This is a genomic window from Billgrantia montanilacus (assembly GCF_003336675.1).
Classification (GTDB): Bacteria; Pseudomonadota; Gammaproteobacteria; order Pseudomonadales; family Halomonadaceae; genus Halomonas; species Halomonas montanilacus.
This window is the reverse complement of sequence record NZ_QPII01000003.1, coordinates 61,349-83,099: the sequence shown is the minus strand read 5'-3', so window position 1 is coordinate 83,099 and position 21,751 is coordinate 61,349. Positions and strand designations below refer to the sequence as shown.

At 62.5% G+C, this 21,751-nt stretch carries 19 protein-coding genes; 9 read left to right on the top strand and 10 right to left on the bottom strand.

All coding sequences use genetic code 11. The features are described from left to right. The first annotated feature begins 112 nt into the window (after positions 1 to 112). The gene (locus DU505_RS05750) at positions 113 to 505 is read left to right on the top strand and encodes a fluoride efflux transporter FluC (protein WP_114478042.1); all 393 of its coding nucleotides are present in this window, start codon (positions 113 to 115) and stop codon (positions 503 to 505) included. Beyond that, positions 502 to 909, top strand: coding sequence for a fluoride efflux transporter FluC (locus DU505_RS05745; RefSeq protein ID WP_114478041.1), 408 nt, complete (start codon positions 502 to 504; stop codon positions 907 to 909). The genes DU505_RS05750 and DU505_RS05745 overlap by 4 nt, the downstream gene beginning before the upstream one ends. Positions 910 to 911: 2 nt before the next feature. Here DU505_RS05745 and pgi read toward each other — a convergent pair whose 3' ends face one another. The 3 genes from pgi to pyk are packed head-to-tail and all read right to left on the bottom strand — an operon-like array spanning position 912 to position 4,556. After that, complete coding sequence (gene pgi / locus DU505_RS05740; protein ID WP_114478040.1) at positions 912 to 2,561, bottom strand: glucose-6-phosphate isomerase; 1,650 nt, start codon at positions 2,559 to 2,561, stop codon at positions 912 to 914. 49 nt (positions 2,562 to 2,610) lie between these two features. Continuing rightward, positions 2,611 to 3,093, bottom strand: coding sequence for a methylglyoxal synthase (locus DU505_RS05735; RefSeq protein ID WP_114478039.1), 483 nt, complete (start codon positions 3,091 to 3,093; stop codon positions 2,611 to 2,613). Continuing rightward, complete coding sequence (pyk, locus tag DU505_RS05730; protein WP_114478038.1) at positions 3,090 to 4,556, bottom strand: pyruvate kinase; 1,467 nt, start codon at positions 4,554 to 4,556, stop codon at positions 3,090 to 3,092. Before pyk ends, DU505_RS05735 begins: the two co-directional genes overlap by 4 nt. 283 nt (positions 4,557 to 4,839) lie before the next feature. Here pyk and gap point away from each other — a divergent pair, with 283 nt between their 5' ends. Continuing rightward, positions 4,840 to 5,862 carry a type I glyceraldehyde-3-phosphate dehydrogenase gene (gene gap / locus DU505_RS05725; RefSeq protein WP_114478037.1) on the top strand — a complete coding sequence of 341 codons (1,023 nt, stop codon included), beginning with the start codon at positions 4,840 to 4,842 and terminating at the stop codon, positions 5,860 to 5,862. 123 nt (positions 5,863 to 5,985) lie between these two features. Here the strand turns inward: gap and DU505_RS05720 are convergent, their stop codons facing one another. The 3 genes from DU505_RS05720 to DU505_RS05710 form a co-directional block, all read right to left on the bottom strand. Then, positions 5,986 to 7,287 carry an aspartate kinase gene (locus DU505_RS05720; RefSeq protein ID WP_114478036.1) on the bottom strand — a complete coding sequence of 434 codons (1,302 nt, stop codon included), beginning with the start codon at positions 7,285 to 7,287 and terminating at the stop codon, positions 5,986 to 5,988. Positions 7,288 to 7,443: 156 nt separating this feature from the next. Then, on the bottom strand, positions 7,444 to 8,616 hold the full coding sequence (gene nspC, locus DU505_RS05715) for a carboxynorspermidine decarboxylase (protein ID WP_245947784.1): 1,173 nt from the start codon (positions 8,614 to 8,616) through the stop codon (positions 7,444 to 7,446). A 6-nt stretch (positions 8,617 to 8,622) separates the two neighbouring features. Beyond that, positions 8,623 to 9,822 (bottom strand): saccharopine dehydrogenase family protein, encoded by a 1,200-nt coding sequence (locus DU505_RS05710; RefSeq protein ID WP_114478035.1) that lies wholly within the window; start codon positions 9,820 to 9,822, stop codon positions 8,623 to 8,625. 276 nt (positions 9,823 to 10,098) lie between these two features. Between DU505_RS05710 and DU505_RS05705 the strand changes: the two genes are divergently transcribed. Beyond that, positions 10,099 to 10,842 carry a Crp/Fnr family transcriptional regulator gene (locus DU505_RS05705; protein WP_245947783.1) on the top strand — a complete coding sequence of 248 codons (744 nt, stop codon included), beginning with the start codon at positions 10,099 to 10,101 and terminating at the stop codon, positions 10,840 to 10,842. A gap of 37 nt (positions 10,843 to 10,879) precedes the next feature. On the opposite strand, the gene DU505_RS05700 is transcribed toward DU505_RS05705, so the two are convergent. The 4 genes from DU505_RS05700 to DU505_RS05685 form a co-directional block, all read right to left on the bottom strand. Next, complete coding sequence (locus DU505_RS05700) at positions 10,880 to 12,334, bottom strand: aldehyde dehydrogenase family protein (RefSeq protein WP_114478034.1); 1,455 nt, start codon at positions 12,332 to 12,334, stop codon at positions 10,880 to 10,882. Further along, a complete protein-coding gene (locus DU505_RS05695) occupies positions 12,331 to 13,962 on the bottom strand; it encodes a 5-guanidino-2-oxopentanoate decarboxylase (protein WP_114478033.1) in 1,632 nt (543 codons plus the stop codon). The genes DU505_RS05700 and DU505_RS05695 overlap by 4 nt, the downstream gene beginning before the upstream one ends. A gap of 36 nt (positions 13,963 to 13,998) precedes the next feature. Then, positions 13,999 to 15,732, bottom strand: a complete 1,734-nt coding sequence (locus DU505_RS05690) for an amidohydrolase (RefSeq protein WP_114478032.1) — start codon at positions 15,730 to 15,732, stop codon at positions 13,999 to 14,001. Between the two features lie 107 nt (positions 15,733 to 15,839). Then, positions 15,840 to 16,763 carry a LysR substrate-binding domain-containing protein gene (locus DU505_RS05685; RefSeq protein WP_114478031.1) on the bottom strand — a complete coding sequence of 308 codons (924 nt, stop codon included), beginning with the start codon at positions 16,761 to 16,763 and terminating at the stop codon, positions 15,840 to 15,842. 93 nt (positions 16,764 to 16,856) lie between these two features. Between DU505_RS05685 and DU505_RS05680 the strand changes: the two genes are divergently transcribed. Genes DU505_RS05680 through DU505_RS05660 form a run of 5 tightly spaced genes read left to right on the top strand, consistent with a single transcriptional unit; the run spans position 16,857 to position 21,750 of the window. Further along, positions 16,857 to 18,461: a zinc-binding metallopeptidase family protein gene (locus DU505_RS05680; RefSeq protein WP_114478030.1), complete on the top strand. Its 1,605-nt coding sequence runs from the start codon at positions 16,857 to 16,859 to the stop codon at positions 18,459 to 18,461. A gap of 32 nt (positions 18,462 to 18,493) precedes the next feature. Continuing rightward, entirely contained in the window at positions 18,494 to 19,540 is a 1,047-nt protein-coding gene (dctP, locus tag DU505_RS05675) for a TRAP transporter substrate-binding protein DctP (protein ID WP_181872738.1), read from the top strand. Between the two features lie 14 nt (positions 19,541 to 19,554). Next, complete coding sequence (locus DU505_RS05670; RefSeq protein WP_114478028.1) at positions 19,555 to 20,124, top strand: TRAP transporter small permease subunit; 570 nt, start codon at positions 19,555 to 19,557, stop codon at positions 20,122 to 20,124. Beyond that, positions 20,111 to 21,433 (top strand): TRAP transporter large permease, encoded by a 1,323-nt coding sequence (locus DU505_RS05665; RefSeq protein WP_114478027.1) that lies wholly within the window; start codon positions 20,111 to 20,113, stop codon positions 21,431 to 21,433. Before DU505_RS05670 ends, DU505_RS05665 begins: the two co-directional genes overlap by 14 nt. Before the next feature lie 8 nt (positions 21,434 to 21,441). Further along, positions 21,442 to 21,750 carry a cupin domain-containing protein gene (locus DU505_RS05660; protein ID WP_114478026.1) on the top strand — a complete coding sequence of 103 codons (309 nt, stop codon included), beginning with the start codon at positions 21,442 to 21,444 and terminating at the stop codon, positions 21,748 to 21,750. The last annotated feature ends 1 nt before the right edge of the window (position 21,751 follow it).

Below are 21,751 nucleotides of genomic sequence, written 5' to 3'. Positions count from 1 at the left end.
CTGCAACATGCTCGATCCTCTTGCCATCCGCCCTGCGGGTGGCTTTTCTTTGTGTGCTCGCAACGACTTCGTTAGCATCGGTTGTTATAACACTTGCCGCTGGGGAAGCAGCATGAGCGTCGGATGGGTCGCGGTATTGCTGGTGGCGGCGGGAGGGGCCGCGGGGGGCATGGCCCGGCTGGCGGCTTCCCGGCTTCTGGCCCGTTGGCTGGGCACCGGTTTTCCCTGGGGGACGCTGGCGGTCAATCTCAGCGGGGCGCTGCTGGCTGGTTGGATCGCCGGCCGCCTGGGCGTACCGCAGGGTCTCGATCTCTCTTCGGCCTGGCTGGGCCTGATGGTCGGCGTGCTGGGTGGCTATACCACGGTTTCCTCTCTCAGCCTGCAGACGCTTGCGTTGTGGCAAAGCGGCCGGACGTTGATCGCGTTGGCCAATGTCGGCACGACCTGCCTGTCGGGGCTGGCGCTGGCCTGGCTGGGTTGGTGGCTGGCAGGAGGCGCGCCATGAGCGGCTGGCGCGACTATGCGGCGGTGGGGGTGGGCAGCGCCCTGGGCAGTGTGCTGCGCTACCTGGTGTCGGTCGCTTCGCTGACGGCGCTGGGCCCGGCCTTTCCCTGGGGCACCCTGGCGGTGAATCTGGCGGGCTCCTGGCTGATTGCCGCCTTCGCCGCCTATGCGGCCTGCCGCGAGGGAGGGCGGGTGGCACGCTGGCAGCCCTTCCTGGTAGCCGGCTTCTGTGGCGGCTTCACGACCTTTTCGCTGTTCAGCCTCGAGACCCTCTACCTGGTGGAGATCGGCCTGCCATGGCTGGCACTGCTCTATGTGCTAGCCAGCGTGCCACTGTGGCTCGCTGCCGCCTGGCTGGGCGACCGCACGGTCCGGGCGCGGCTGGCGCCCGGTCGTCCCTGGTAGGTTCAGCTCTCCTTCCTGCGTGCCTTTTTCTCACTCCTTGCCGGTGCCGGGGCGGCCGAGGGCATGGCGTGGAAATGCTCACGCACCAGGGCCAGCAGCCCCTGGGTGGAGGCATCGAAGTCCTGGGTCTGGGTGTCCAGGCGCTCGCTGATCTCGCCGGCGATGCGCTTGCCCAGCTCCACTCCCCACTGGTCGAAGGAGTTGATGTTCCAGATCACTCCCTGAACGAAGACCTTGTGCTCGTAGAGCGCGATCAGCGCGCCGAGGTTCTTGGGTGTCAGCTCGTCGAGCAGCAGCACGCTGGAGGGGCGATTGCCGGGGCAGCTGTAGGGGTCGAGTCGGCCGCCGGTCTGGCTGCCCTCCATGAAGGCGTTGGCCTGGGCCAGCATGTTGGTGAGCAGCGCGAAGTGGTGCTCTTCGACGCCGGGCTCCGGCTTGAGTGAGGCGATAAAGTCGATGGGCACGTAGCGGGTGCCCTGGTGCAGCAGCTGGAAGAAGGCGTGCTGGCCGTTGGAGCCGGTCTGCCCCCAGACGATGGGGCCGGTCTTGTAGTCCACCGGGTGTCCGAAGATATCCACCGACTTGCCGTTGGACTCCATGTCCAGCTGCTGCAGGAAGGCGGGCAGCTGATGCAGCGCCTGGTCGTAGGGCACGATGGCCTGGGTCTCGGCGCCGTGGAAGTTGAGGTTCCAGATGCCGACCAGCGCCATCAGCACCGGCATGTTCCGGTCGAAGGGGGCGGAGAGGAAGTGCTGGTCCATCTCGTAGGCGCCTTCGAGCATCTCCATGAAACCGTCGAAGCCCACGGAAAGGGCGATCGGCAGGCCGATGGAGGACCACATGGAGTAGCGTCCGCCGACCCAGGCCCAGAACTCGAAGACGTTCTCCTCGCGCACGCCGAACTCCATGGCGGCGCGGCGGTTGGTCGAAGCGGCGACGAAGTGGGCGCCCACGTCGGCGTCTTCGCCGGCCTGCTCGACGAACCAGCGGCGTGCCGTCTTGGCGTTGAGCAGCGTCTCCTGGGTGGAGAAGGTCTTGGTCGAGACGATGAACAGCGTGGTGGCCGGGTCGAGACGGGAGAGCACCTTCTGGATATGGGCGCCGTCGACGTTGGAGACGAAGTGGAAGGCGAGTTCCGGGTGCCGGTGCTTGAGCAGCGCCCGGCTGGCCATGTTGGGACCCAGGTCCGACCCGCCGATACCGATGTTGACCACGTCCTTGATGCGCTTGCCGCTGTAGCCCTTCCACTCGCCGTTGCGTACGGCGTCGGCGAACTGGCGCAGCTGTTCCCAGGAGCGGCGGATCTCCGGCATCACGTCCTTGCCGTCGACCATCACCGGGCTATCGCCCAGGTTGCGGAGGGCGGCGTGGAGTACCGGGCGGTCCTCGGTGACATTGATGATGTCGCCGGAAAACATCTGGGCGCGCCGCTGGACCAGCGCCGAGTGGTCGGCGAGCTCGAGCAGCTTGGCCAGCACCGCATCGGAGATCTGGTGCTTGGAATAGTCGAGAAACAGGCCGCCGACGCGCAGGCTCATCTTCTCGAAGCGCTGGGGGTCGGCGGTGAAGTAATCCTTGATCCGGTCGTTGGCGGTTTCCTGCTGCAATCGCTTCAGGGCTTGCCAGGTGACGCTGCGGGTAAGTTGGAACATGCGGTTTCCTCAGGCGCGATAGTCGGGCGAGGCTGGCGCGGGCCGCCTGTCAGCCCTGTGAATTGCGTGATGCCACCCATGCCTGGGCATCGGGAATGGTCATCTCGTAGGGCTGTGACAGCCAGGGAGAGCTGATCAGGAAGTCGGCACTGGCGGCGTTGCAGGCCACGGGAATGTTCCACAGGGCAGCGAGCCGCAGCAGTGCCTTGACGTCGGGATCATGGGGCTGGGGTGCGAAGGGGTCCCAGAAGAAGACCAGCAGGTCCAGCCGCTGTTCCGTGATGCGAGCGCCGATCTGCTGGTCGCCTCCCAGTGGGCCGCTCATCATGCCTTCCACCGTTAGGCCCAGCTGCGCCGAGATGCGTCCGGCAGTGGTGCCGGTGCCGACCAGTTCGTGGTCCGCCAGGGTTTGCTGCCAGCGTGTGGCCCATGCCAGCAGCTCCTCTTTCTTGCCGTCATGGGCGATCAGCGCGATGCGCTTGCGGGCCGGGAGGGTGCGCTGCACGGTGCGCCGTGGACGCGGATCGGTCATGGTGTTCCCACCTCGAGTATCTTCAGGGTGTTGGTGCCGCCGTGGGCGTTCATGTGATCGCCCCGGGTCAGAATGACATGTTCCCCGGGCAGCGCAATGCCCTGCTCGACCAGCAGCGCCAGCGCTCGCTCATTGAGTTCGGTGGGCGTCATCCCGCTGGTGTCGAAGGGCAGCGAGACCACGCCGCGGTAGAGCGCCATGCGCCGCTGCGCCACCGGGCTGTGGGCCAGGCCGACGATGGGCAGGCCCGAGCGGATGCGCGAGGCGATCAGCGGCGTATAGCCGGTGGAGGTCATGCAGGCGATGGCCGCCACGCCGGTGAGGTGGTTGGCGGCGTACATTGCCGACAGGGCGATGGTCTCGTCGATCCGCGAGAAGCCTTCGTGGATGCGGTGACCGGACTCCTGGGCGATCCTCTCGCGCTCGGCGCCGAGGCAGACGCGGTTGATCGCCGCGATGGTCTCCACCGGGAAGTCGCCGGCGGCGGTCTCGGCGGAGAGCATCACCGCGTCGGTGCCGTCGAGCACCGCGTTGGCCACGTCGAACACCTCGGCCCGGGTGGGCAGCGGCGAGGTGATCATCGACTCCATCATCTGCGTTGCCGTGATCACCGCCCGGTTCAGGGTGCGGGCACGCTTGATGATGCGTTTCTGCATGCCGATCAGCTCGGCGTCGCCGATCTCCACCCCCAGGTCGCCGCGGGCCACCATCACCGCCTCGGAGGCCTCGATGATGCCGTCGAGTGTCGCCGCGTCGGCCACTGCCTCGGCACGTTCGAGCTTGGCCACCAGGCCGATCTCTTTCCCCGCCTCGCCCAACAGCTCCCGCGCCTCGTGCATGTCGGCGGCGCTGCGCGGGAACGAGACCGCCAGGTAGTCGACGCCGATGTCGATGGCGGTCTTGAGGTCGGCGCGGTCCTTGTCGGTGAGCGCCGGGGCCGAGAGGCCGCCACCCTCCTTGTTGATGCCCTTGTTGTTGGAGAGCTTGCCGCCTACGGTGACAAGAGTGTGAATCTCCTGCCCCTGGACCTTGGTCACTTCCAGCACCAGCCGGCCGTCGTCGAGCAGCAGCCGGTCGCCGGGGACGACGTCGTCGGCGAGGGTCTTGTAGTCGCAGCCGACCCGGGTCACGTCACCGGCATCGGAGTCCAGCGCCATGTCGAGCAGGAAGGGCTGCCCCTCCTCGAGCGTCACCGGGCCATCCTTGAAGCGGGCGATGCGGATCTTGGGGCCCTGCAGGTCGCCCAGGGCGGCCACGGCCCGGCCCAGGCGGGCGGCGATCTCGCGCACGCGCTCGAGGCGCTGGCGGTGATCGTCGGCGGAGCCGTGAGAGAAATTGAGGCGCACCACGTCGACGCCGGCCTCGATCATCGCTTCCAGCACGCCATCGCGGTCGCTGGCCGGCCCCAGGGTGGCGACGATCTTGGTGCGGCGAAGGGGGGAGCGAGGTTGGCTGTGGGGCATGGAAGAGTCCTCCTGATGGCGGCGGCCGGGTGATTTCCTGGAATGTGACTACCTTAGCGGCGAGGACGTAATATTACTACAGAATTCTGCTTTGCTCGTATCCCGCACGATGCACGCTGGAAGGCCAACCATTCCTGAGTAATATGCATATGTTGCGGCGCGATGAGGAAGCAGAGGAAAAGGGAAGCGCAAAAAATGTTGTAATATTACCAAAAAAACTTGAGACTCAGCGGTAATTGCACCACATTGAAAAAATGCTGCCCACTTTCGGGAGGAAGATGCCATGACACTCAAGATCGCTATCAACGGTTTCGGCCGTATCGGCCGGAACGTACTTCGCGCGCTCTACGAAAACGGCTACCGCAACCGTATTCAGGTGGTCGCCATCAACGACCTGGGGGCGCCCGCCCTCAACGCCCACCTGCTGCGCCACGACACCGTGCATGGTCATTTTCCGTTTTCCGTGGAGCACGACGAGGAGAGCCTCACCGTGGACGGGGATCGCATCGCCATCCTGTCGGAGCGCGATCCGTCGGCCCTGCCCTGGAAGGCTCTTGGGGTCGACCTGGTGATGGAGTGCACCGGCCTGTTCACCAAGCGCGAGGCCGCCGGCAAGCACCTGGAAGCCGGCGCCGAGCGGGTGCTGATCTCGGCGCCGAGCCCGGATGCCGATGCCACCATCGTCTTCGGCGTCAACGAGGGCGTGCTCAAGCCCGAGCACAAGGTGGTCTCCAACGCCTCCTGCACCACCAACTGCCTGGCGCCGATCGCCCAGGCGCTCAACGAGTCGGTGGGCATCGAGAACGGGCTGATGACCACGGTGCACGCCTACACCAACGACCAGAACCTCTCCGACGTCTATCACAGCGACCCCTACCGGGCCCGCAGCGCCACCCACTCGATGATTCCGACCAAGACCGGCGCCGCCGCCGCGGTGGGCTTGGTGCTGCCGGAGCTGGCCGGCAAGTTCGACGGCCTGGCAGTGCGCGTGCCGGTGATCAACGTCTCGCTGGTGGACCTGGTGTTCACCGCCGGCCGTGACACCACCAAGGAAGAGATCAACGCCATCGTCGCCAAGGCGGCGGAGGCCTCACCGGTGCTGGCGGTCAACGCCCAGCCGCTGGTCTCCATCGACTTCAATCACGACCCTAACTCCTCGACCTTCGATGCCAACCACACCCGGGTGAATGGCCGCCTGGTCAAGGTAATGGCCTGGTATGACAACGAATGGGGCTTCTCCAACCGCATGCTCGACACCGCCCTGGCGATGCAGGCGGCGAGTGAATCCAAGCGCGACGCCGCCTGATGCGGTGAGCTTGTCATAAGACGAAACCAATAAACGCCGGGGTGATGAATTGCCCCGGCGTTTTTGGTGCCACCTGACCCGCGGCCTTTCGGTGGCGGGATTGTCGACTCTTCCGAGCCCCGCTCAGTCGGGGATATGCCAGGTCTCCGGGCACTCGTCGGTGCGGAACAGCCGCTGGGTGGTCGTGGCATTACGGCGCTCGGCAAGGATGTCGCGACCTTCGCTGAGCCGCTCCAGCAGTGATTCGCTGGGGTGCCTCACGGTGAGCAGCGTCAGGCCTTCCTGTCGCTCGAGCGCATAGTCGGCGTCCAGCGAGTCGGTCAGCGGCTGCAGCCGCTCGGGCTTGTTGTCGCAGCAGAGCGTGAACTGCATGGCGCTACCGTCGATCAGGTTGGCATGAACGCCGGCTTCCACCAGTCGGCCGAGGATGTCGTGCTGGCGCGGCTCGTCCATGAAGGAGAAGTCCTTCGACTTCACCTCGAGCAAGACCTGGTCGTCGCGCAGGATGCAGGAGGGGTGCTCGGTATCGAATCGGGTATCCGCGTCGATGACGCTGGGTGGCGCGTCCGGGGTCTCGAAGGAGCGGACCGTCAGCGGAATGGCCTTCTGCTTCAATGGCCCCAGGGTCTTGGGATGGATGACCTTGGCGCCGTGCCAGGCGAGTTCGATGGTCTCGGCGTAGGAGAGCCGTTTCAGTTGCACGGCGTTATCGAAGCGCCGGGGGTCGGCGTTGAACAGTCCCGGTACGTCCTTCCAGATCACCACCTCCGCGGCATCGAGGCAGTGGGCGAAGATCGCCGCGCTGAAATCCGAGCCTTCCCGGCCGAGGGTGGTGGAGGCGCCACCAGAGGTGCCGCCGATGAAGCCCTGGGTCAGCAGCACCCGGTCCTCACCCCCCGCTCGCTTGCGGATGGCATCCGTGGTGGCTGACCAGTTCAGGTTGGCGTCCTGATGCTGTTCGTCGGTGATGATCAGCTCGCGGGCATCGAGCCACTCCGTTTCCACGCCCTGACGGTTCAGCCACTCGGCAACCAGGGTGGTGGAAAGCAACTCTCCATAGCAGACCGTCTGGTCGTAGTGCTCCGGATAGGGGCTGTCACGATAGTGCCGGTGCTGTTCGTCCAGCTCGTCGAACAGGGCGTCGAGGCGCGACTTCAGCGAATCGGCTTCGCCACCGAAGAGCGCGTCTGCCACCTCCCGATGGCTGGCCTTGAGCGACGCGAGCCGCTCCTGATAGCCGTCGCCGCCACGGTTGCCGTCACGGGCGTCGGCCAGCAGTGCCTCGAGGGCATTGGTCGTCTTGCCCATGGCGGAAACCACTACCACCAGTGGCCTATCCCTGTGGGCCTCGATGAGGGGCGTCAGGTGGCGTATGGCATCGGCATTCTTGATCGAGGCGCCGCCGAACTTGAAAACGGTGGTCATCGCTGCTCTCCCTGGCTGGTGATATCGGGCTCCTTACCATGCGTGAAAGCGTAGCAGGGGAAAAGAGGGGCGGGGCGAGGAGGAAAGAGGCGGTGCAGAAACGCAACAGGCACCCTTGGGTGCCTGCTGCGCGGTGAGTGGAACCCATGAAGGGGCCTAGCTCAGGCGCTGCTTGTAGTCCTCATAACCGAAGGTCTTGACCGTGCGTATCTCGCGGCTTGTCTCGTCAATGCGGCAGATCGAGGGTAGGCGCATGCCGTTGAAGGTGGTGGTCTTCACCATGGTGTAGTGGGCCATGTCGGTGAACACCAGACGGTCGCCGATGGCCAGCGGCGCATCGAAGCTGTAGTCGCCGATGACATCGCCGGCGAGACACGTCAGGCCGCCCAGGCGATAGGTGTGGGCCTTCTCGCCGGACTCACCGGCACCGATGATCTGCGGCCGGTAGGGCATCTCCAGCACGTCTGGCATGTGTGCGGTGGCGGAGGTGTCGAGGATGGCGATAGGGCCGTCATTCTCGACGATATCCAGTACCGAGCAGACCAGGTAGCCGGTGTTGAGCGCGATGGCCTCGCCGGGCTCCAGGTAGACCGTCAGGTGCGGATGGCGTGCCTTGAAGTCGCGGATCACCCGCACCAGCCGTTCGACGTCGTAGTCCTCGCGGGTGATATGGTGTCCGCCGCCGAAGTTGACCCACGCAAGGCTTGCCAGGTACTGGCCGAACTTGGCCTCGAAGGCGGCCAGGGTCTCCTCCAGGGCGTCGCTGTTCTGCTCGCAAAGGGTGTGGAAGTGCAACCCCTCGAGGCCTTGGAGATCCGCAGGCAGCAGGTCCGCGGCCCGGGTGCCGAGGCGTGAGCCCGGCGCGCAGGGATCGTAGAGCGGCACCGCCCCGGTGGAGTGCTCCGGGTTGACGCGCATGCCGCAGGAAATCCGACGTGGTGCGGCCGCGACGGTGTCGCGGAAGCGCCGCCACTGGGTGGGGGAGTTGAAGCTGATGTGGTCGGCATAGCGCAGCACCACCTCCATCTCCTCCTCGGTAAAGGCCGGCGAGTAGCAGTGCACCTCTCCGCCGAAGGTCTCCGCACCCAGCCGTGCTTCGTCCTGGCCGCTGGCGGTGGTGCCGACCAGGTACTCCCGGGCCATGGCGAAGGTATCCCACATGGCGAAGCCCTTCAGGGCCAGCAGGATACGCGCACCGCTCGCTTCCTGGACCTGCTTGAGCAGGACCAGGTTCTTGCGTAGCAGGGCGTCGTCGACCACGTAGGCCGGCGACGGGCAGGCCTGAACATCAAAGGGATAGACCGGCGTTTCCATGTTCTGCGATGCCATCTACGTTCAGGCCAGCGGGTCGGCTTCGGGGTCGAGCTCGACCACCTGCCACGGCAAGCCCATCTCGCCGATGCGCGCCATGAAGGGGTCCGGGTCGAGCTGCTCGACGTTGAACACGCCGGCACCCTTCCAGATTCCTTCCAGCATCAGCATGGCCCCGGTGACGGCGGGCACGCCGGTGGTATAGGAGATCGCCTGGGACTGCACCTCCCGGTAGCAGGCCTCGTGGTCGCAGATATTGTAGATATGCACCTTGCGCCGCTTGCCGTCCTTGATGCCGTCGGCAATGATGCCGATGTTGGTCTTGCCCTTGGTGCGCGGGCCGAGCGACGCCGGGTCGGGCAGCACCGCCTTGAGGAACTGCAGCGGCGTGATCTGCTTGCCCTCGAACTCGATCGGCTCGATGCTGGTCATGCCGACGTTCTCGAGCACCTTGAGGTGGGTGATGTACTTCTCGGAGAAGGTCATCCAGAAGCGGATCCGCTTCAGCCCCTTGATGTTCTGCGAGAGGGATTCCAGCTCCTCGTGATAGAGCAGGTAGAGGTCCTTCTCGCCGATACCGTCGAAATCGAACGTGCGCTTCTCGGCCAGGGGAGCGGTCTCTTTCCACTCGCCCTCTTCCCAGTAGCGGCCGTTGGCGGTGATCTCGCGGATGTTGATCTCGGGATTGAAGTTGGTGGCGAAGGGATAGCCGTGGTCGCCGCCGTTGGCGTCCAGGATGTCGATCTGGTGGATCTCGTCGAACAGGTTCTTCTGGGCGTAGGCGCAGTAGATGTTGGTCATGCCCGGGTCGAAGCCGCAGCCCAGGGTGGCCATGACGCCGGCCTTGGCGTAGCGCTCCTGGAAGGCCCACTGCTCCTTGTACTCGAACTTGGCCTCGTCGGGATGCTCGTAGTTGGCGGTGTCCAGGTAGGGCACGCCGGTACGCAGGCATGCCTCCATGATGGTCAGGTCCTGATAGGGCAGCGCCACGTGAATCAGCAAGTCGGGCTTGAACGACTCGATCAGGGCAACCAGTGCCTCGACGTTGTCGGCGTCCACCTGGGCGGTCTGGATCTGGCGATCCAGCTGGTCCGCGATGGCGCGACACTTGTCTTCATTGCGACTGGCCAGGCAGATCTCCGAGAAGACTTCGGGATGCTGTGCACACTTGTGGGTAACGACGCCGCCGACGCCACCGGCGCCGATAATCAGGACTTTGCTCATTGGCTCACGAATCCAGGTCAAAAATGTCTTTCAAATATAGGGTCTTATCGGAACGAGGGCCAACCTGATGTGCCCGAACCCGATGCCACCCCGGTCTCGCTCACGCGCTGGGCGCGATGATGGCGCGGTGGGCCCCCGGTATCAAGCAATTTTCATGGCGCATACTCGACCAAAGCAGGGGGCGCCGGACGTGAGCCGCCTATAACCTATGTTATGAAGTGCTACTTAAGAACTTGGTTAGAATGCTATCGTCTAACTGAGCCCGCCGGAGTGGCTGTGACCCTACTCAATAGCATTGTGATTCAGCAACTTAAGCGGCACGGTGCGCTTTCGGAAGTCGATGAGACGCTTCTGATCGAGCTGGAGCATAATTCCAGACGGGTGACCGCCGGGGAAATCCTCTGGCAAGAGGGCTCGGATGTGGAGCTGTTCTGTGTTCTCAAGGCAGGGTGGGCCTACTCCTTTCGCTATCTCGACAACGGTTCCATGCAGATCCTCAAGGTCTATCTGCCTGGCGACATCATCGGCATGCGCGATTTCGGCTTCTCCAAGCGGCTGGCCGGGGTGGCGATGATCAACGCGGGGGTGATCTGCCCATTCTCGCCTCAGCACCTGTGCCAGCTGATTCGCACGTCGCCGACCCTGGCGGCCGGGATGGTCGCCATTGCCGTTCGCCAGCAGGCCATGCTCACCGAGCGGCTGGTCTACATCGGCCGCCACACCGCTCAACAGCGCCTGGGGCACTTTCTCTATGAAATCTACCTCCGCCTGCGCAGGATAGGGGCGGTCGAGGAGGGGAGATTCCAGTTGCCGCTGTCCCAGGAGCAGTTGGGCGATGTGCTGGGCCTGAGCGCCGTCCATGTGAGCCGGACCTTTTCCATGCTCCGCGAAGAAGGGCTGGTGCTGAAGGAGCGGCAAGAGGTGTTCTTCCCCGACCCCGGGGCCCTGGCGAAGATGGTGGAGTTCAACACCACCTACCTCGACGAAGCCCTGCCTCCCGCCTTTCTGAGCAGTGACTGAATTCGAGGTGCTGCTTGGATCCGGGAGCTGCCAATTTTCAACCAAGATCACCGGGCCCAATAACATGCTTGACCTCTAGAAACGCTTGTAGGCCCCATGGACCTAATTCTCGGCCGATACCACTGCGTTTGAAACCGCCCCAGCCGGTCTGAGGCAATACCAGCTGCTCGCTGTTGTACCAGATACTTCCGGACTTGAGCTGTCGGCCGATCCGCCGCGCTCGCTGTGGATCCCAGCAGATCACGGTAGCGGCCAGTCCGAAGACGGTATCGTTGGCAAGAGCGATCGCTTCCGCCTCGTCGGCCACGCTGCGTGCGCAAAGCACGGGGCCAAAAATCTCCTCCCGCCAGAGGCGACTGCTCGTGGGAACATCGCGATACAGTGTCGGTGCCAGGAAGTATCCTTTCTTGGGTAGCGTACGGTGGCGCGCGTCGCGGACCACCACAAGACCCTCCTGATCGGCGATAGTCAGGTAGCCCCGAACGGCGTCGCGCTGTCGTGCGCTAGTCAGGGGGCCCATGTCGATGCCCTCGGCCAGCGGATCACCCAATTCGAGTGCATCGATGCGGTGTGCCAAGGCTGCGTAGAGTGGTTCTGCTACGTTCTGGTGAACCAGCAGACGGGAAGTCGCCGAGCAGATCTGCCCTGCATTGTAATAGATACCCGCCATCACCCAGTCGGCTGCCTGATCGGGGTCGGCATCCTCCATCACCAGAATGGGCGATTTACCGCCCAGTTCGAGCGATACGCCAATCGTGCGTTCGGCCGCGGCATGCATCACGGCTTCGCCCACCCGGTTGCTGCCGGTGAAAGAAACCTTGTCGATCCCGGGGTGTGCGCTGAGTGGGGCACCGATGCCGTTGCCGTCGCCAAAAAGCAGGTTGAGCACCCCCGCCGGCAGTTCCATCTCGAGGGCGATCTCGGCGATGGCCCGCTCCGGCAACGGTGTCACTTCCGAGGGCTTGAGTACGACGGTGCAGCCGGCGGCCAGTGCCGGGGCGACTTTCCAGGCGCTGGTCACCAGCGGGAAGTTCCATGGGGTGATGAGCCCGACGACACCGACAGGATCGTGATAGCACCGCGCCTCGACGCCTTCCACCTCGAGGCGAACCCGCTCACCCTGGCGCTCGTCCAGGGCTCGCGCCTGTTGGGCGTAGTAGCGGTAGCAGGCAATGGCGTCGTCCAGGTCGAGGTTCGCTTCCGCCAATACTTTTCCGTTATTGGTCACCGATAGCCGTGCCAGCTCGTCTCGCCGGCGCGACAGTATCTCGGCGAATCTCTCGAGGTACCTGCCGCGCTCGGCGCCGGTAAGCCCCTGCCAGCCGGGGAGTGCACGCTGGGCAGCGCCCACGGCGTCATTCACGTCGTATGGATGGCCGGTCGTCACCTCGGTGATGAGCGCTTCCGTGTAGGGATTGGTCACGGGCAGACGACGATCGCTTGCCGAGGCGACCCATTGGTTGTCGATGAATTGATGGATCAGCGGAGTCATGCAGGCTCCTTGGCAGCGAGTGTGTTGTCCTGGTACCAACCCATCCAGGCATTGGCGTCTACCTCGACGAGAAACGGCCCGTCGGCCGGGCGGCTTTCGAGCGCCGTGGCCAGTTCGGGGGGAGAATCGACCCGTGTAGCCAGGCAGCCAAACCCATGGGCTACCGTGATGAAGTCGGGCGCCTGAATGTCTACGCCTAGACGCTCGACGCCGTGGTTGTCCATGTACCGACGAATCTCCTCGTATCCCTGGTTATGCCATAGCACGATGACCACGGGCAGCCGGTATTCGACGGCAGTGGCCAGCTCCGAGAGGGTGAACATGACGCCCCCGTCCCCGACCAGGGCGATGACGGGTAGTTCCGGCTGACCAAGCTGGGCCCCCAGCGCTGCCGGCAGGCCATATCCCAGCGTGCCGTAGCCAGTGGAGGCATTGAAGAAGTGCCGAGGGGCCGGCAGCGCCAGCAGATGGTTGGCAGCGTAGACCGGGGCCGTGGAGTCACCCACCCAGATGGCGTTAGGCAGTGCCTGGCGCAGGGTTTGGCACAGCGGTACGAAGGGGGAGAGAGCTGGATCCTGGGCAAGGTTAAGCGCTTCTCGCGTCCTGCTGGCGCGTGCAAGGCCATTCTTGTTCAGCGGGAGCTGGAAATGCTCGAGTAGCCCTTTCATTGCCTGCGCCGCATCCCCGATCAGGCCCAACGATAGGGATTGGTTGCGCACCAGTTGCTGCGCATCCAGGTCGATACGAATCAGTCGGCCGATGAGGGTGAAACCGTCATCGAAGACCACGTCATAGTCGGTCTCGCCAAGCTCGGTGCCGATGGCCAGGATGATATCGGCCTCGCGCGCCAGCTTGCGCACGGCCGGCAGTCCCGTATTGGCACCGAGATCCAGCGGATGCGCATCACCTAATAGACCCTTGGCGTTGATGGTGGTAGCCGTCGGTGCGTCCAGTCGGGTGACCAGCTCTCTGGCCGCGTCGGGCGCCTTGACGCAGCCGCCACCAAGCAGCACAAGCGGATGCTGGGCGTCACGCAGCCATTGGGCAGCTTGGGCCAGTCCGGAGGGGTCGGGTGCCGGGGGATAAATGGTCGGGGCAGTCCACTCCGCGGGTGGGCTAACGGGGGCGTCGAAGAGATCGATGGGAATCTCGATATGTACCGGTCCCGGCCGCTGGCCCTGGAAAACGGCGAAGGCTCTGGCCAGTACTTCGGGCAGGCCAGCGGGATCGAGCAAGGTGTGGCTGAATCGCGCCACGCCCGCTACCAGACCCTGCTGGCTCTCCAGCTCATGTAGCCGGCCCTGGCCGAGGCCCAGGGTATCCCGACGGTTGACGCTGGAAATCACCAGCATGGGTACCGAGTCGGCCAGCGCCTGGCCCATGGCGGTGGCAATGTTGGTCATGCCGGGCCCGGTGATGATCAGGCAGACGCCGGGCCTTCCCGTCGCCCGGGCGTAGCCATCGGCCATGAAGCCGGCGCCCTGCTCGTGGCGCGGCGTGACGTGACGCACGCCGCTCTCTTCGAGGCCGCGATACAGCTCCACCGTATGTACACCGGGAATGCCGAAGAGCGTATCGACGCTATAGCGGTCGCGCAGGAGACGAATGAGTAGTTCGGCACAGGTCATGTCAGGACTCCGTAATGCGGTCGTTGTGGTGGTGTCTCATGAGGTCAGCGAAGGAGGCTGGCCCTGCCAGGTGGCCTCCAGGCCGAACCTCGTCAACATACGGTCGCGGTCGTAGACCGGCTGGCCCTGGAGAAAGCTCATCTCGACTTGGGTGCGATGCAGGTTGCCTCGTACCTCCCGCGAAAAGGGATCATGGTCCAGCACGATGAGATCGGCCGACTTGCCCACTTCGAGCGAGCCGGTTTCGTCCTCCAGCCCCATCGCATAGGCGCCGTTGATCGTGGCGACGCGAAGTGCCTCTTCGAGGCTGATCGGCGTGCCGAAGCGCTCCTCGCCCGGCTCCCAGGGATTCTGGCGCGTCACCAAGGTTTCCAATGCCAACCAGGGGTCGATGGAAGCCACCGGGAAGTCGGTTCCGAAGACCGCAACGCCTCCCGCATCCAGCACACCGCGTAGGTTGTAGGCGCGCGACAGTCGATCCTCCCCGTAGCCGGCCCGTGCGCCCGAAGTGAAGCGCGAGGGATACCAGGCCGCCGGAGAGAATTCGGCGATGACGTCCAACTCGGCGAAGCGGGCGAGGTTAGCGTTATGCAAGATGGTGCTGTGTGCGCACTGGTGGCGTACCCCGCTGGGCCCATTGATGCGTCGGGTGGTTGCCACGGCATCCAGGAAAAGGTCGGAAGCGCCGTCGCCGGTGCAGTGGGCAATGACCCGAATGCCGCGGCGATCCATGTCGACCAGCATGTCGCGCAGGTGCTCGGGCGTGAGGTTGATCTTGCCGCGCCAGTCGTCCCCGCTCTCCCAGGGAGTGAGCAGGAAGGAAGAGCGCGGCTCCACGGTACCGTCGAAATGGAATTTGACGGCATTGGCGCTCAGGCGGCTGCTGGCGTAGTAGTGTCGTTCGCCGCAGAGCAGCTCCCAGCGTCGCTTGACCGGAAAGATGTCATCCTGCCAGCTGATGGCCGCTTCTACGCGTAGACTTAACTTGCCGGCATCATCGAGCTGCTTGAGGGCGGCCAACCGCTGTTCGCATACGTGCACGTACTTGGTCGCCGTAACCCCGCGGCTGGTCTGAAAGTGCAAACCTTCTTGATAGGCCTTGCGTAGTACCTCCACAGGTGTGGGGGGCATGGCGGCGTGGATCATGGCATAGGCGCCATCGATCATCAGACCAGTGGGCTCGCCGGTCAGCGGGTCGCGCTCCATGTAGCCATTGCGCGGGTCTGAAGTGTGACGGTCGATACCGGCCAGGGACATTGCCTTGCTATTGACCATCATCGTCCCCCACATCCGGTCGAGGATGGCCACTGGGCGGTCGGGCATGAAGCTATCCAGCCATTCACGGCCTGGGGTCAGCCCAGCCTGACGGAAGGTGTAACGCACGAAATAGGCGCCATGGATCCAACCGTCCCCGGGGTGACTCGCGGCATAATCGAGGATAGCCTGCTTGACCTGCTCGGGGCCGGGGTCCTCGATGCCGATCTTGAGCGAATCGTCGTACTTGGCGGCCAGCCCCAGGTCGGGGTGGGTGTGCATGTCGTGCAGACCGGGCATGACGAAGCGGCCGCCCAACGGGATCACGCGCGTATCGGGTCCGATCCATTCTTGCACTGAACTGTCGTCTCCCAGCGCGCATAGACGCCCTCCGGCCATGGCCAGCGCCTCGGCCCAAGGGCGAGCAGGATCGAGCGTATAGATCTTCCCCTCTTGCAACACGATATCGGCATGGCGTGGGGAGGGCGCATGGCTTGAACGCCAGGGATCGAACATGGGTTTCACCTCTATTGTTGTGCAAGATTCACCTTAAACCAGTAAAAAAGGCCGTGAGGTGTTAATTTCTTGCGCCTGAGGTGAGCGTTCTTGCCATTTCTATTCGATCAGCCGGACACGGCTGAAGCGCCTAGCAATCCTTCCAATAGCTTCTTCATCCAGTCGCTGAAGGCCTGGACGTTGGGGTCTTCCAATCGGCTGTGCGGGGTGACCAGATAGTAGGCACGATCACTGGGAATTTTCTCGCCGAAAGGGCGAACAAGTTGGCCGTGACGCAGGCTATCTCCGCACACCACGTCGTCGCCGATGGCGACGCCCTGGCCGGACAGTGCCGCCTGTAGCACCAACAAGACATTCGAGAAGTAAATACCAGACTCGAACTTGACTTGATTCTTTCCCGCACAGCCTGCCAGCCAGAGCTGCCAGTCATGTACGTCGTGCAAGTGCAGCAGGGTGGCACGATCCAGGTGGCGTGGATGCGTGATGTTGAGTTCGTTAAGCAGAGTCGGGCTGCACACGGGGTGGTACATCGGTTGCGCCAATAGTTCGACATGCTGATCGGTGTGCACGCCGTCGCTGAACACCACGAAAAGGTCGAAGTTGGGCTGATTGATCGTTTCGTCTTCACGATTGGTGCTCAGGTGGAGACGAATGGTGGGATAAGCAGCGTAGAAATCATTGATATGACGGCTTATTACACTGGCAGCGAAGCCAGGTGGCATGCAGACATGTAAATGTCCGTTATATTCCTGGTCCGGCAGGTTGGCGTGGATCCGCTCCAGGTTCTGGAGCACCTCGCGAACCTCTCCGGCATAGAGCTGACCGGCCGGGGTCAGGATCACGCCACGTCCGCGCCGCTCATAAAGGCGTATGTTGAGCTGACTTTCCAGAAGCCGCAACTGATGACTGATGGCGCTGCGGGTGAGGCTGAGATAATCGGCAACCTCGGTCAGGCTGCCGAGCCTTGCTAATGCCTCAAAAGCGCGCAGGGCTTGCAGCGAGGGAAGGTGGTGCGCTTTTTGTTGAACCATTTTGACCAATCAGATGATTATTTTTGACTTTTGATGAGTTGAGTTTGCTCTATAGTGGTTTTCAAAGCAATAACACTCCTGAGAGGAGCCTGGATGACCACGCAAACTCAACGTGATTCCCTCACCCAGCGCGTCGATGCGCTGATGCCCAAGCTTTCCGTTTGGAACCAAACCATCTGGCACTACGCTGAAACCGCGTGGCGGGAATACCGCTCGGCGCGTTTCTATGTCGACCTGCTGCGCGAACACGGCTTTGAGGTGGAGGAGGGCTCGGGCGGCATGCCCACGGCCTTCTGCGCCACCTGGAGCAACGGTGAGGGCCCTACCCTTGGCGGTTATGCGGAGTACGATGCGGTGCCCGGCAATTGCCAGGCGGCTGACGTGGTGAAACGCCCCCGCGACAACCTGAGTCCCTGGGCCGGCGGCCATACCGATCCGCATTCCGCGCTGGGCATGGGTTCCTTGGGTGGCTTCCTGGCCATGCAGGCGTTGATGAAGGAGCACGGCATCGGCGGCACGCTGAAGTTCTTCGGCGAGCCGGCCGAAAAAGTGCGTGGTTCGAAGCCGATCCATGCGGCCCGTGGCTATTACGATGACTTGGATGCGGCGATCAGCTTCCATCCTTTTTATATGCTGCCATTGTGCAACACCACGCGCTGGGACACTCACTGCGGCGCTGCCTATGGGGTGATCTACACATTTCTGTGCGATAGCCCCGAGACCTGGATGACCCGCGGGAGCCATTCTCCCATTGCGGCCTCCCATGCCAGCGCTCGTGCCCCGGGGGCCAACGACGCTGTCACCCAGATGTACATCAACGCCAAGGCCTTGCGCGAGCATGTGCTGGCCAGCGGCCTGAACTGGTCGATGAACGAGGCGATCCTGAATGCCGGCCAGGCGACCGCCGACAATCTGGCGGCCCAGATGTCCCAGATCCAGTATTTCATTCGCGTCTCGTCGGTTGAGCAGGCGGAACATGTGGTCAGGGGGCTGGACCATATCGCCGAATCTGTGGCCAAACTGACCCACTGCCGGGTCGAGCGTCACTGGGTCGCCAAGTCGCGCCCCGGCTTGGCTAACCATGCCCTGGCAGAGCTGACGTACGCCAACCTCGAACGGGTCGGAGCGCCGCAGTTGGGCGACAAGGCTGTGGAACTGGCCCGCCAGATCCAGGCCAACCTGGGCATGACGCCGATGGAGAAGCCGTTCTTGTCCGATATCGAGACCCTGCGCAAGCCGCAGGACGCGGAGCGCGAACTGCGCCAGATACTTCCGTCCAACCAGACCCACTTCACCTCCGACGACTACACCGAGTACAGCTGGCATGCCCCGACCGTGCGCCTCTATATCGGACGTCCCGCGCTGGCGCCCCGCGACGATGGCGGTGCATACCCGGATTGGGTCATGAACGCCCTGGGTGGCTTGGCTCCGTGTATTGACCCGATGATCGAAACGGCGGCGAAAACGGTTGGGCTGACGTTGCTTGACCTATTCCAGGAGCCGGACGCACTGAACGCGGCGAAGGCTGAGTTCGAACAGCGTACCGGTGGGGGTATCGGTGGAGTGAAGTGGATGGCCCCTCTGTGCGACTACGAACCTCCAATTTATTTCCGCTGGCCTGAATACATCACCACGCCACGAGGTGAAAACGACTGGGTGATTCCGGCACCCACTGAGTGCTCCCAGGCACCCCGGTAGACATGACGCTTCCTATACAGCAGGAGAACTCCATGCATAACAACAAGTTAACCACTCGGTCCGTTGCCATCTCCGTCAAGACTGGCCTGGCTTGCCTGGCGCTGGCCGGGAGCGCCCTGGCCTTTCCGGTAGCCGTGCTGGCCCAGGACGGCGAGGTTATCGAGATCCGCATGCAGCGTTACACCGGTACCGAAGAAGACGCAATCTTCGAACGCCTCCAAGACATGCTGCATACAGCCAGCGATGGCCGTATCAAGCTCAATATCTTCCGCGGTGGCGAATTGGTACCCAATGACCAGATGTTCGCCGCACTGCGTAGCGGTACCCTGCAGGCTATCTATGGCTACGGCGGTTACTGGGGCGGGCAGATGGATACTGCCGTACTCGAGTCCGGCATTCCCATGGCCTGGACCGATCTCGATGAGGCCAAGGAACTCTGGAACGAGCGTGGCCTCGGCGAACTGCTGGCCGAGAACTATGCCGAGCAGGGCGTGCACTACACCGTGCCGGTCTTCGGCGGCAAGTTCGACTTGCTCACCAAGGAACCGGTCGAGTCTCTGGCCGATATGAGTGAGCTCAAGATACGCGCGACCCCGTCCGTATCGGCGGTACTCAATCACTTCGATATTCCTACGGTCTACATTCCGCCTCAGGAGTTCTATATCGCACTGAGTACCAATGCCATCGACGGGCTGATTTATGGAGGCCCCTATGACTATTCGGTACTCAAGCTCAACGAAGTGGCTACCAGCTACACCGAAATGAACATGCTTTATCCGGGCTTTGTGGACAACGTGCTGGTCAACCAGAACGTCTGGAACCGCATGCCGGAAGATCTCCAGGAAACATTTATGGAGGTCACCGCCGAGTGGGCTGACTACCGTCACCAGAAGTTCGTGGAGTGGAACGAGGAGGCGGCTCACCTGTTCGAGATTACCACCTTGCCGGAGAACGATGTGCTGGCGATGACCGAGGCAGCCCAGGAAGTTTGGGATGCCGAAGCCGAAAAGTCGCCACGTGCCGCCGAGGCCATTGAGATGATTCGCGAAATGGCACGTGACAAAGGCCGCCTCGAGTGACTGGGAGCCAAGCGATGCACCTGCTTCACGCCTGGATCCGCTGGCAGGACCGCCTGAGCGAATGGCTCGGGCGGTTCGTCGCCTGGCTTGGTTTTGCTCTGGTTTGCGTACTGGTATATGAGGTGGCGGCGCGGCAATTGCTGCGCTCGCCCACCAACTGGGCGCATGAGGCCTCCACCCTAACCTATGGCGTCTATGCCATCCTTGCCGGGGCCTATACAGAGAAATGGCATGGCCATGTGCGGATCGATATTTTTTATCAGCGTCTTTCGATGAAAGGCAAAGCGCTGGTTTCCTTTACCATAGGCTTGCTCACGCTGATCCTGTTAGCGCTGCTGCTAGAGAGCGCCTACGACTTCGCCATGCAATCGGTGGCCATGCAAGAACGCTCCTTCCGCAGTACTTGGGCGCCTATCATCTGGCCGGTGAAAGTCATGATCCCTCTGGCCGTGCTGCTGATCATGCTGCAAATGCTGGCCAACACCTTACGCCACCTCTGTACCTTGCTTGGACATCCTCTGGATAACGATCCCTCGACCGGTTTAGGCACCGACACCCAGGGGGATTCTCATGGTAAGCATTGATCCGATACTGCTGACGCTGCTGATGTTCGGCGCCATGCTTACTCTGATGTTTTTCGGCGTGCCGCTGGCGTGGACCCTGATGGGAGTGGGCGTCGGCTTCGGCTTCTGGATATGGGGTCCCGACAGCCTCGGCATCATGATGCCTTCGGTCTTCGGCCTGATGAATGAGTTCATTCTCGTAGCTTTGCCGCTTTTCATCCTTATGGGGATGCTCTTGGAGCGGTCAGGCATTGCCGATGACCTCTTCGAAATGATTTACAAGATTATGGGAGGCATTAGAGGCGGTCTGGGCATGGGTACTGTGGTGATCTGCGCCTTGATTGCGGCTATGGTCGGCATTACTGGTGCCGCTACTGTAAGCTTAGGACTGATAGCGTTGCCTGCCATGCTCAAGCGGGGCTACAGTAAACAGCTTTCCGCCGGCACGATTATGGCGGGAGGTGCATTGGGCTTTCTGATACCGCCATCCCTGGTCATGATCCTTTATGCTTTTCTGACCCGAGAATCAGTCGGTAAGCTCTTCGCTGCGGGCATCATGCCTGGCTTGATGCTAGCAATCATCTACATGACCTATATTGGTATACGCTGCTACCGTAACCCATCAATGGGGCCGCCCATCGATTCTGCCGATCGTGTCGATTTCTTGGGTAAGGTTGTAGCGCTTAAGGCTGTTCTGTTACCGGGAGCTCTCATCGTCACGGTGCTGGGGACCATGGCGGGTGGAGTTGCGTCGCCGACAGAGGCCTCAGCCCTGGGTGCTTTTGGTGCCATGCTGTGTGCACTGGCACGTGGCAAGCTCAACCTGCCCATGCTCAACAGTGCACTCTTCAGTACAGCACGCATCATGGGCATGCTGATGTGGATCATGATTGGTGCGGTGATCTTCTCGAAGATCTATATCGCCCTTGGAGCTGGCCAGGCGATTATGAACCAGATAATGGTCGCTGACTTGAGCCCTTATCTCATCCTAACCGTGATCCTGCTCAGCTACCTGATTCTGGGGATGTTTCTGGATGACTCGGCCATCCTATTCATCACTGTGCCGCTCTATGTGCCTATCATAAAAGCGTTGGGTTTTGATCCTATCTGGTTCGCCACGCTATTTGTGCTGGCAATGCAAACTGCCTATCTGACGCCACCTTTCGGCTACAACTTGTTCTATATGCGCTCTGTCGCTCCGCCGGAAGTGACGACCGGGGACCTCTATCGATCGGTAGTGCCCTTTCTTGCCATGCAGGTAATCGGCATCGTGCTGCTGGTGATGTTCCCGCAAATTGCCTTGTGGTTGCCCGAACTCATTTTCAATTAGGAGGTTACATGACCCGCCAACCGTTGCCGGCCGAACCGACAAGTCAGCTTGAGGATGACAAGGTCATCGTGACGCGCTGGGATTTCGCGCCAGGGGCGGAGACCGGCTGGCATCGTCACCCTCATGATTATGTCGTCGTTCCGCTCTTGGATGGCGTGATGCGACTACATACCGCTGAAGGGTACCATGAGAGCGAGGTCAAGGCGGGCGTTTCTTATCGGCGCCTGGCTGGCGTGGAGCACAACGTCATTAACGCTGGCAAAGGCCATTTCGCCTTCGTCGAGATCGAGCTCAAGGCGAGTCAGGAGCGCAAATAAT

What these genes read in the sequence shown, in the direction of transcription:
- DU505_RS05745 (WP_114478041.1), top strand. Translation starts at nt 502, where the DNA reads ATGAGCGGCTGGCGCGACTATGCGGCGGTGGGGGTGGGCAGCGCCCTG.
- DU505_RS05750 (WP_114478042.1), top strand. Translation starts at nt 113, where the DNA reads ATGAGCGTCGGATGGGTCGCGGTATTGCTGGTGGCGGCGGGAGGGGCC.
- DU505_RS05700 (WP_114478034.1), bottom strand. Translation starts at nt 12,334, where the DNA reads ATGACTCCGCTGATCCATCAATTCATCGACAACCAATGGGTCGCCTCG.
- DU505_RS05670 (WP_114478028.1), top strand. Translation starts at nt 19,555, where the DNA reads ATGCACCTGCTTCACGCCTGGATCCGCTGGCAGGACCGCCTGAGCGAA.
- gap (WP_114478037.1), top strand. Translation starts at nt 4,840, where the DNA reads ATGACACTCAAGATCGCTATCAACGGTTTCGGCCGTATCGGCCGGAAC.
- DU505_RS05690 (WP_114478032.1), bottom strand. Translation starts at nt 15,732, where the DNA reads ATGTTCGATCCCTGGCGTTCAAGCCATGCGCCCTCCCCACGCCATGCC.
- DU505_RS05680 (WP_114478030.1), top strand. Translation starts at nt 16,857, where the DNA reads ATGACCACGCAAACTCAACGTGATTCCCTCACCCAGCGCGTCGATGCG.
- pgi (WP_114478040.1), bottom strand. Translation starts at nt 2,561, where the DNA reads ATGTTCCAACTTACCCGCAGCGTCACCTGGCAAGCCCTGAAGCGATTG.
- nspC (WP_245947784.1), bottom strand. Translation starts at nt 8,616, where the DNA reads ATGGCATCGCAGAACATGGAAACGCCGGTCTATCCCTTTGATGTTCAG.
- DU505_RS05735 (WP_114478039.1), bottom strand. Translation starts at nt 3,093, where the DNA reads ATGACCGATCCGCGTCCACGGCGCACCGTGCAGCGCACCCTCCCGGCC.
- DU505_RS05720 (WP_114478036.1), bottom strand. Translation starts at nt 7,287, where the DNA reads ATGACCACCGTTTTCAAGTTCGGCGGCGCCTCGATCAAGAATGCCGAT.
- DU505_RS05665 (WP_114478027.1), top strand. Translation starts at nt 20,111, where the DNA reads ATGGTAAGCATTGATCCGATACTGCTGACGCTGCTGATGTTCGGCGCC.
- DU505_RS05660 (WP_114478026.1), top strand. Translation starts at nt 21,442, where the DNA reads ATGACCCGCCAACCGTTGCCGGCCGAACCGACAAGTCAGCTTGAGGAT.
- dctP (WP_181872738.1), top strand. Translation starts at nt 18,494, where the DNA reads ATGCATAACAACAAGTTAACCACTCGGTCCGTTGCCATCTCCGTCAAG.
- DU505_RS05710 (WP_114478035.1), bottom strand. Translation starts at nt 9,822, where the DNA reads ATGAGCAAAGTCCTGATTATCGGCGCCGGTGGCGTCGGCGGCGTCGTT.
- DU505_RS05695 (WP_114478033.1), bottom strand. Translation starts at nt 13,962, where the DNA reads ATGACCTGTGCCGAACTACTCATTCGTCTCCTGCGCGACCGCTATAGC.
- pyk (WP_114478038.1), bottom strand. Translation starts at nt 4,556, where the DNA reads ATGCCCCACAGCCAACCTCGCTCCCCCCTTCGCCGCACCAAGATCGTC.
- DU505_RS05685 (WP_114478031.1), bottom strand. Translation starts at nt 16,763, where the DNA reads ATGGTTCAACAAAAAGCGCACCACCTTCCCTCGCTGCAAGCCCTGCGC.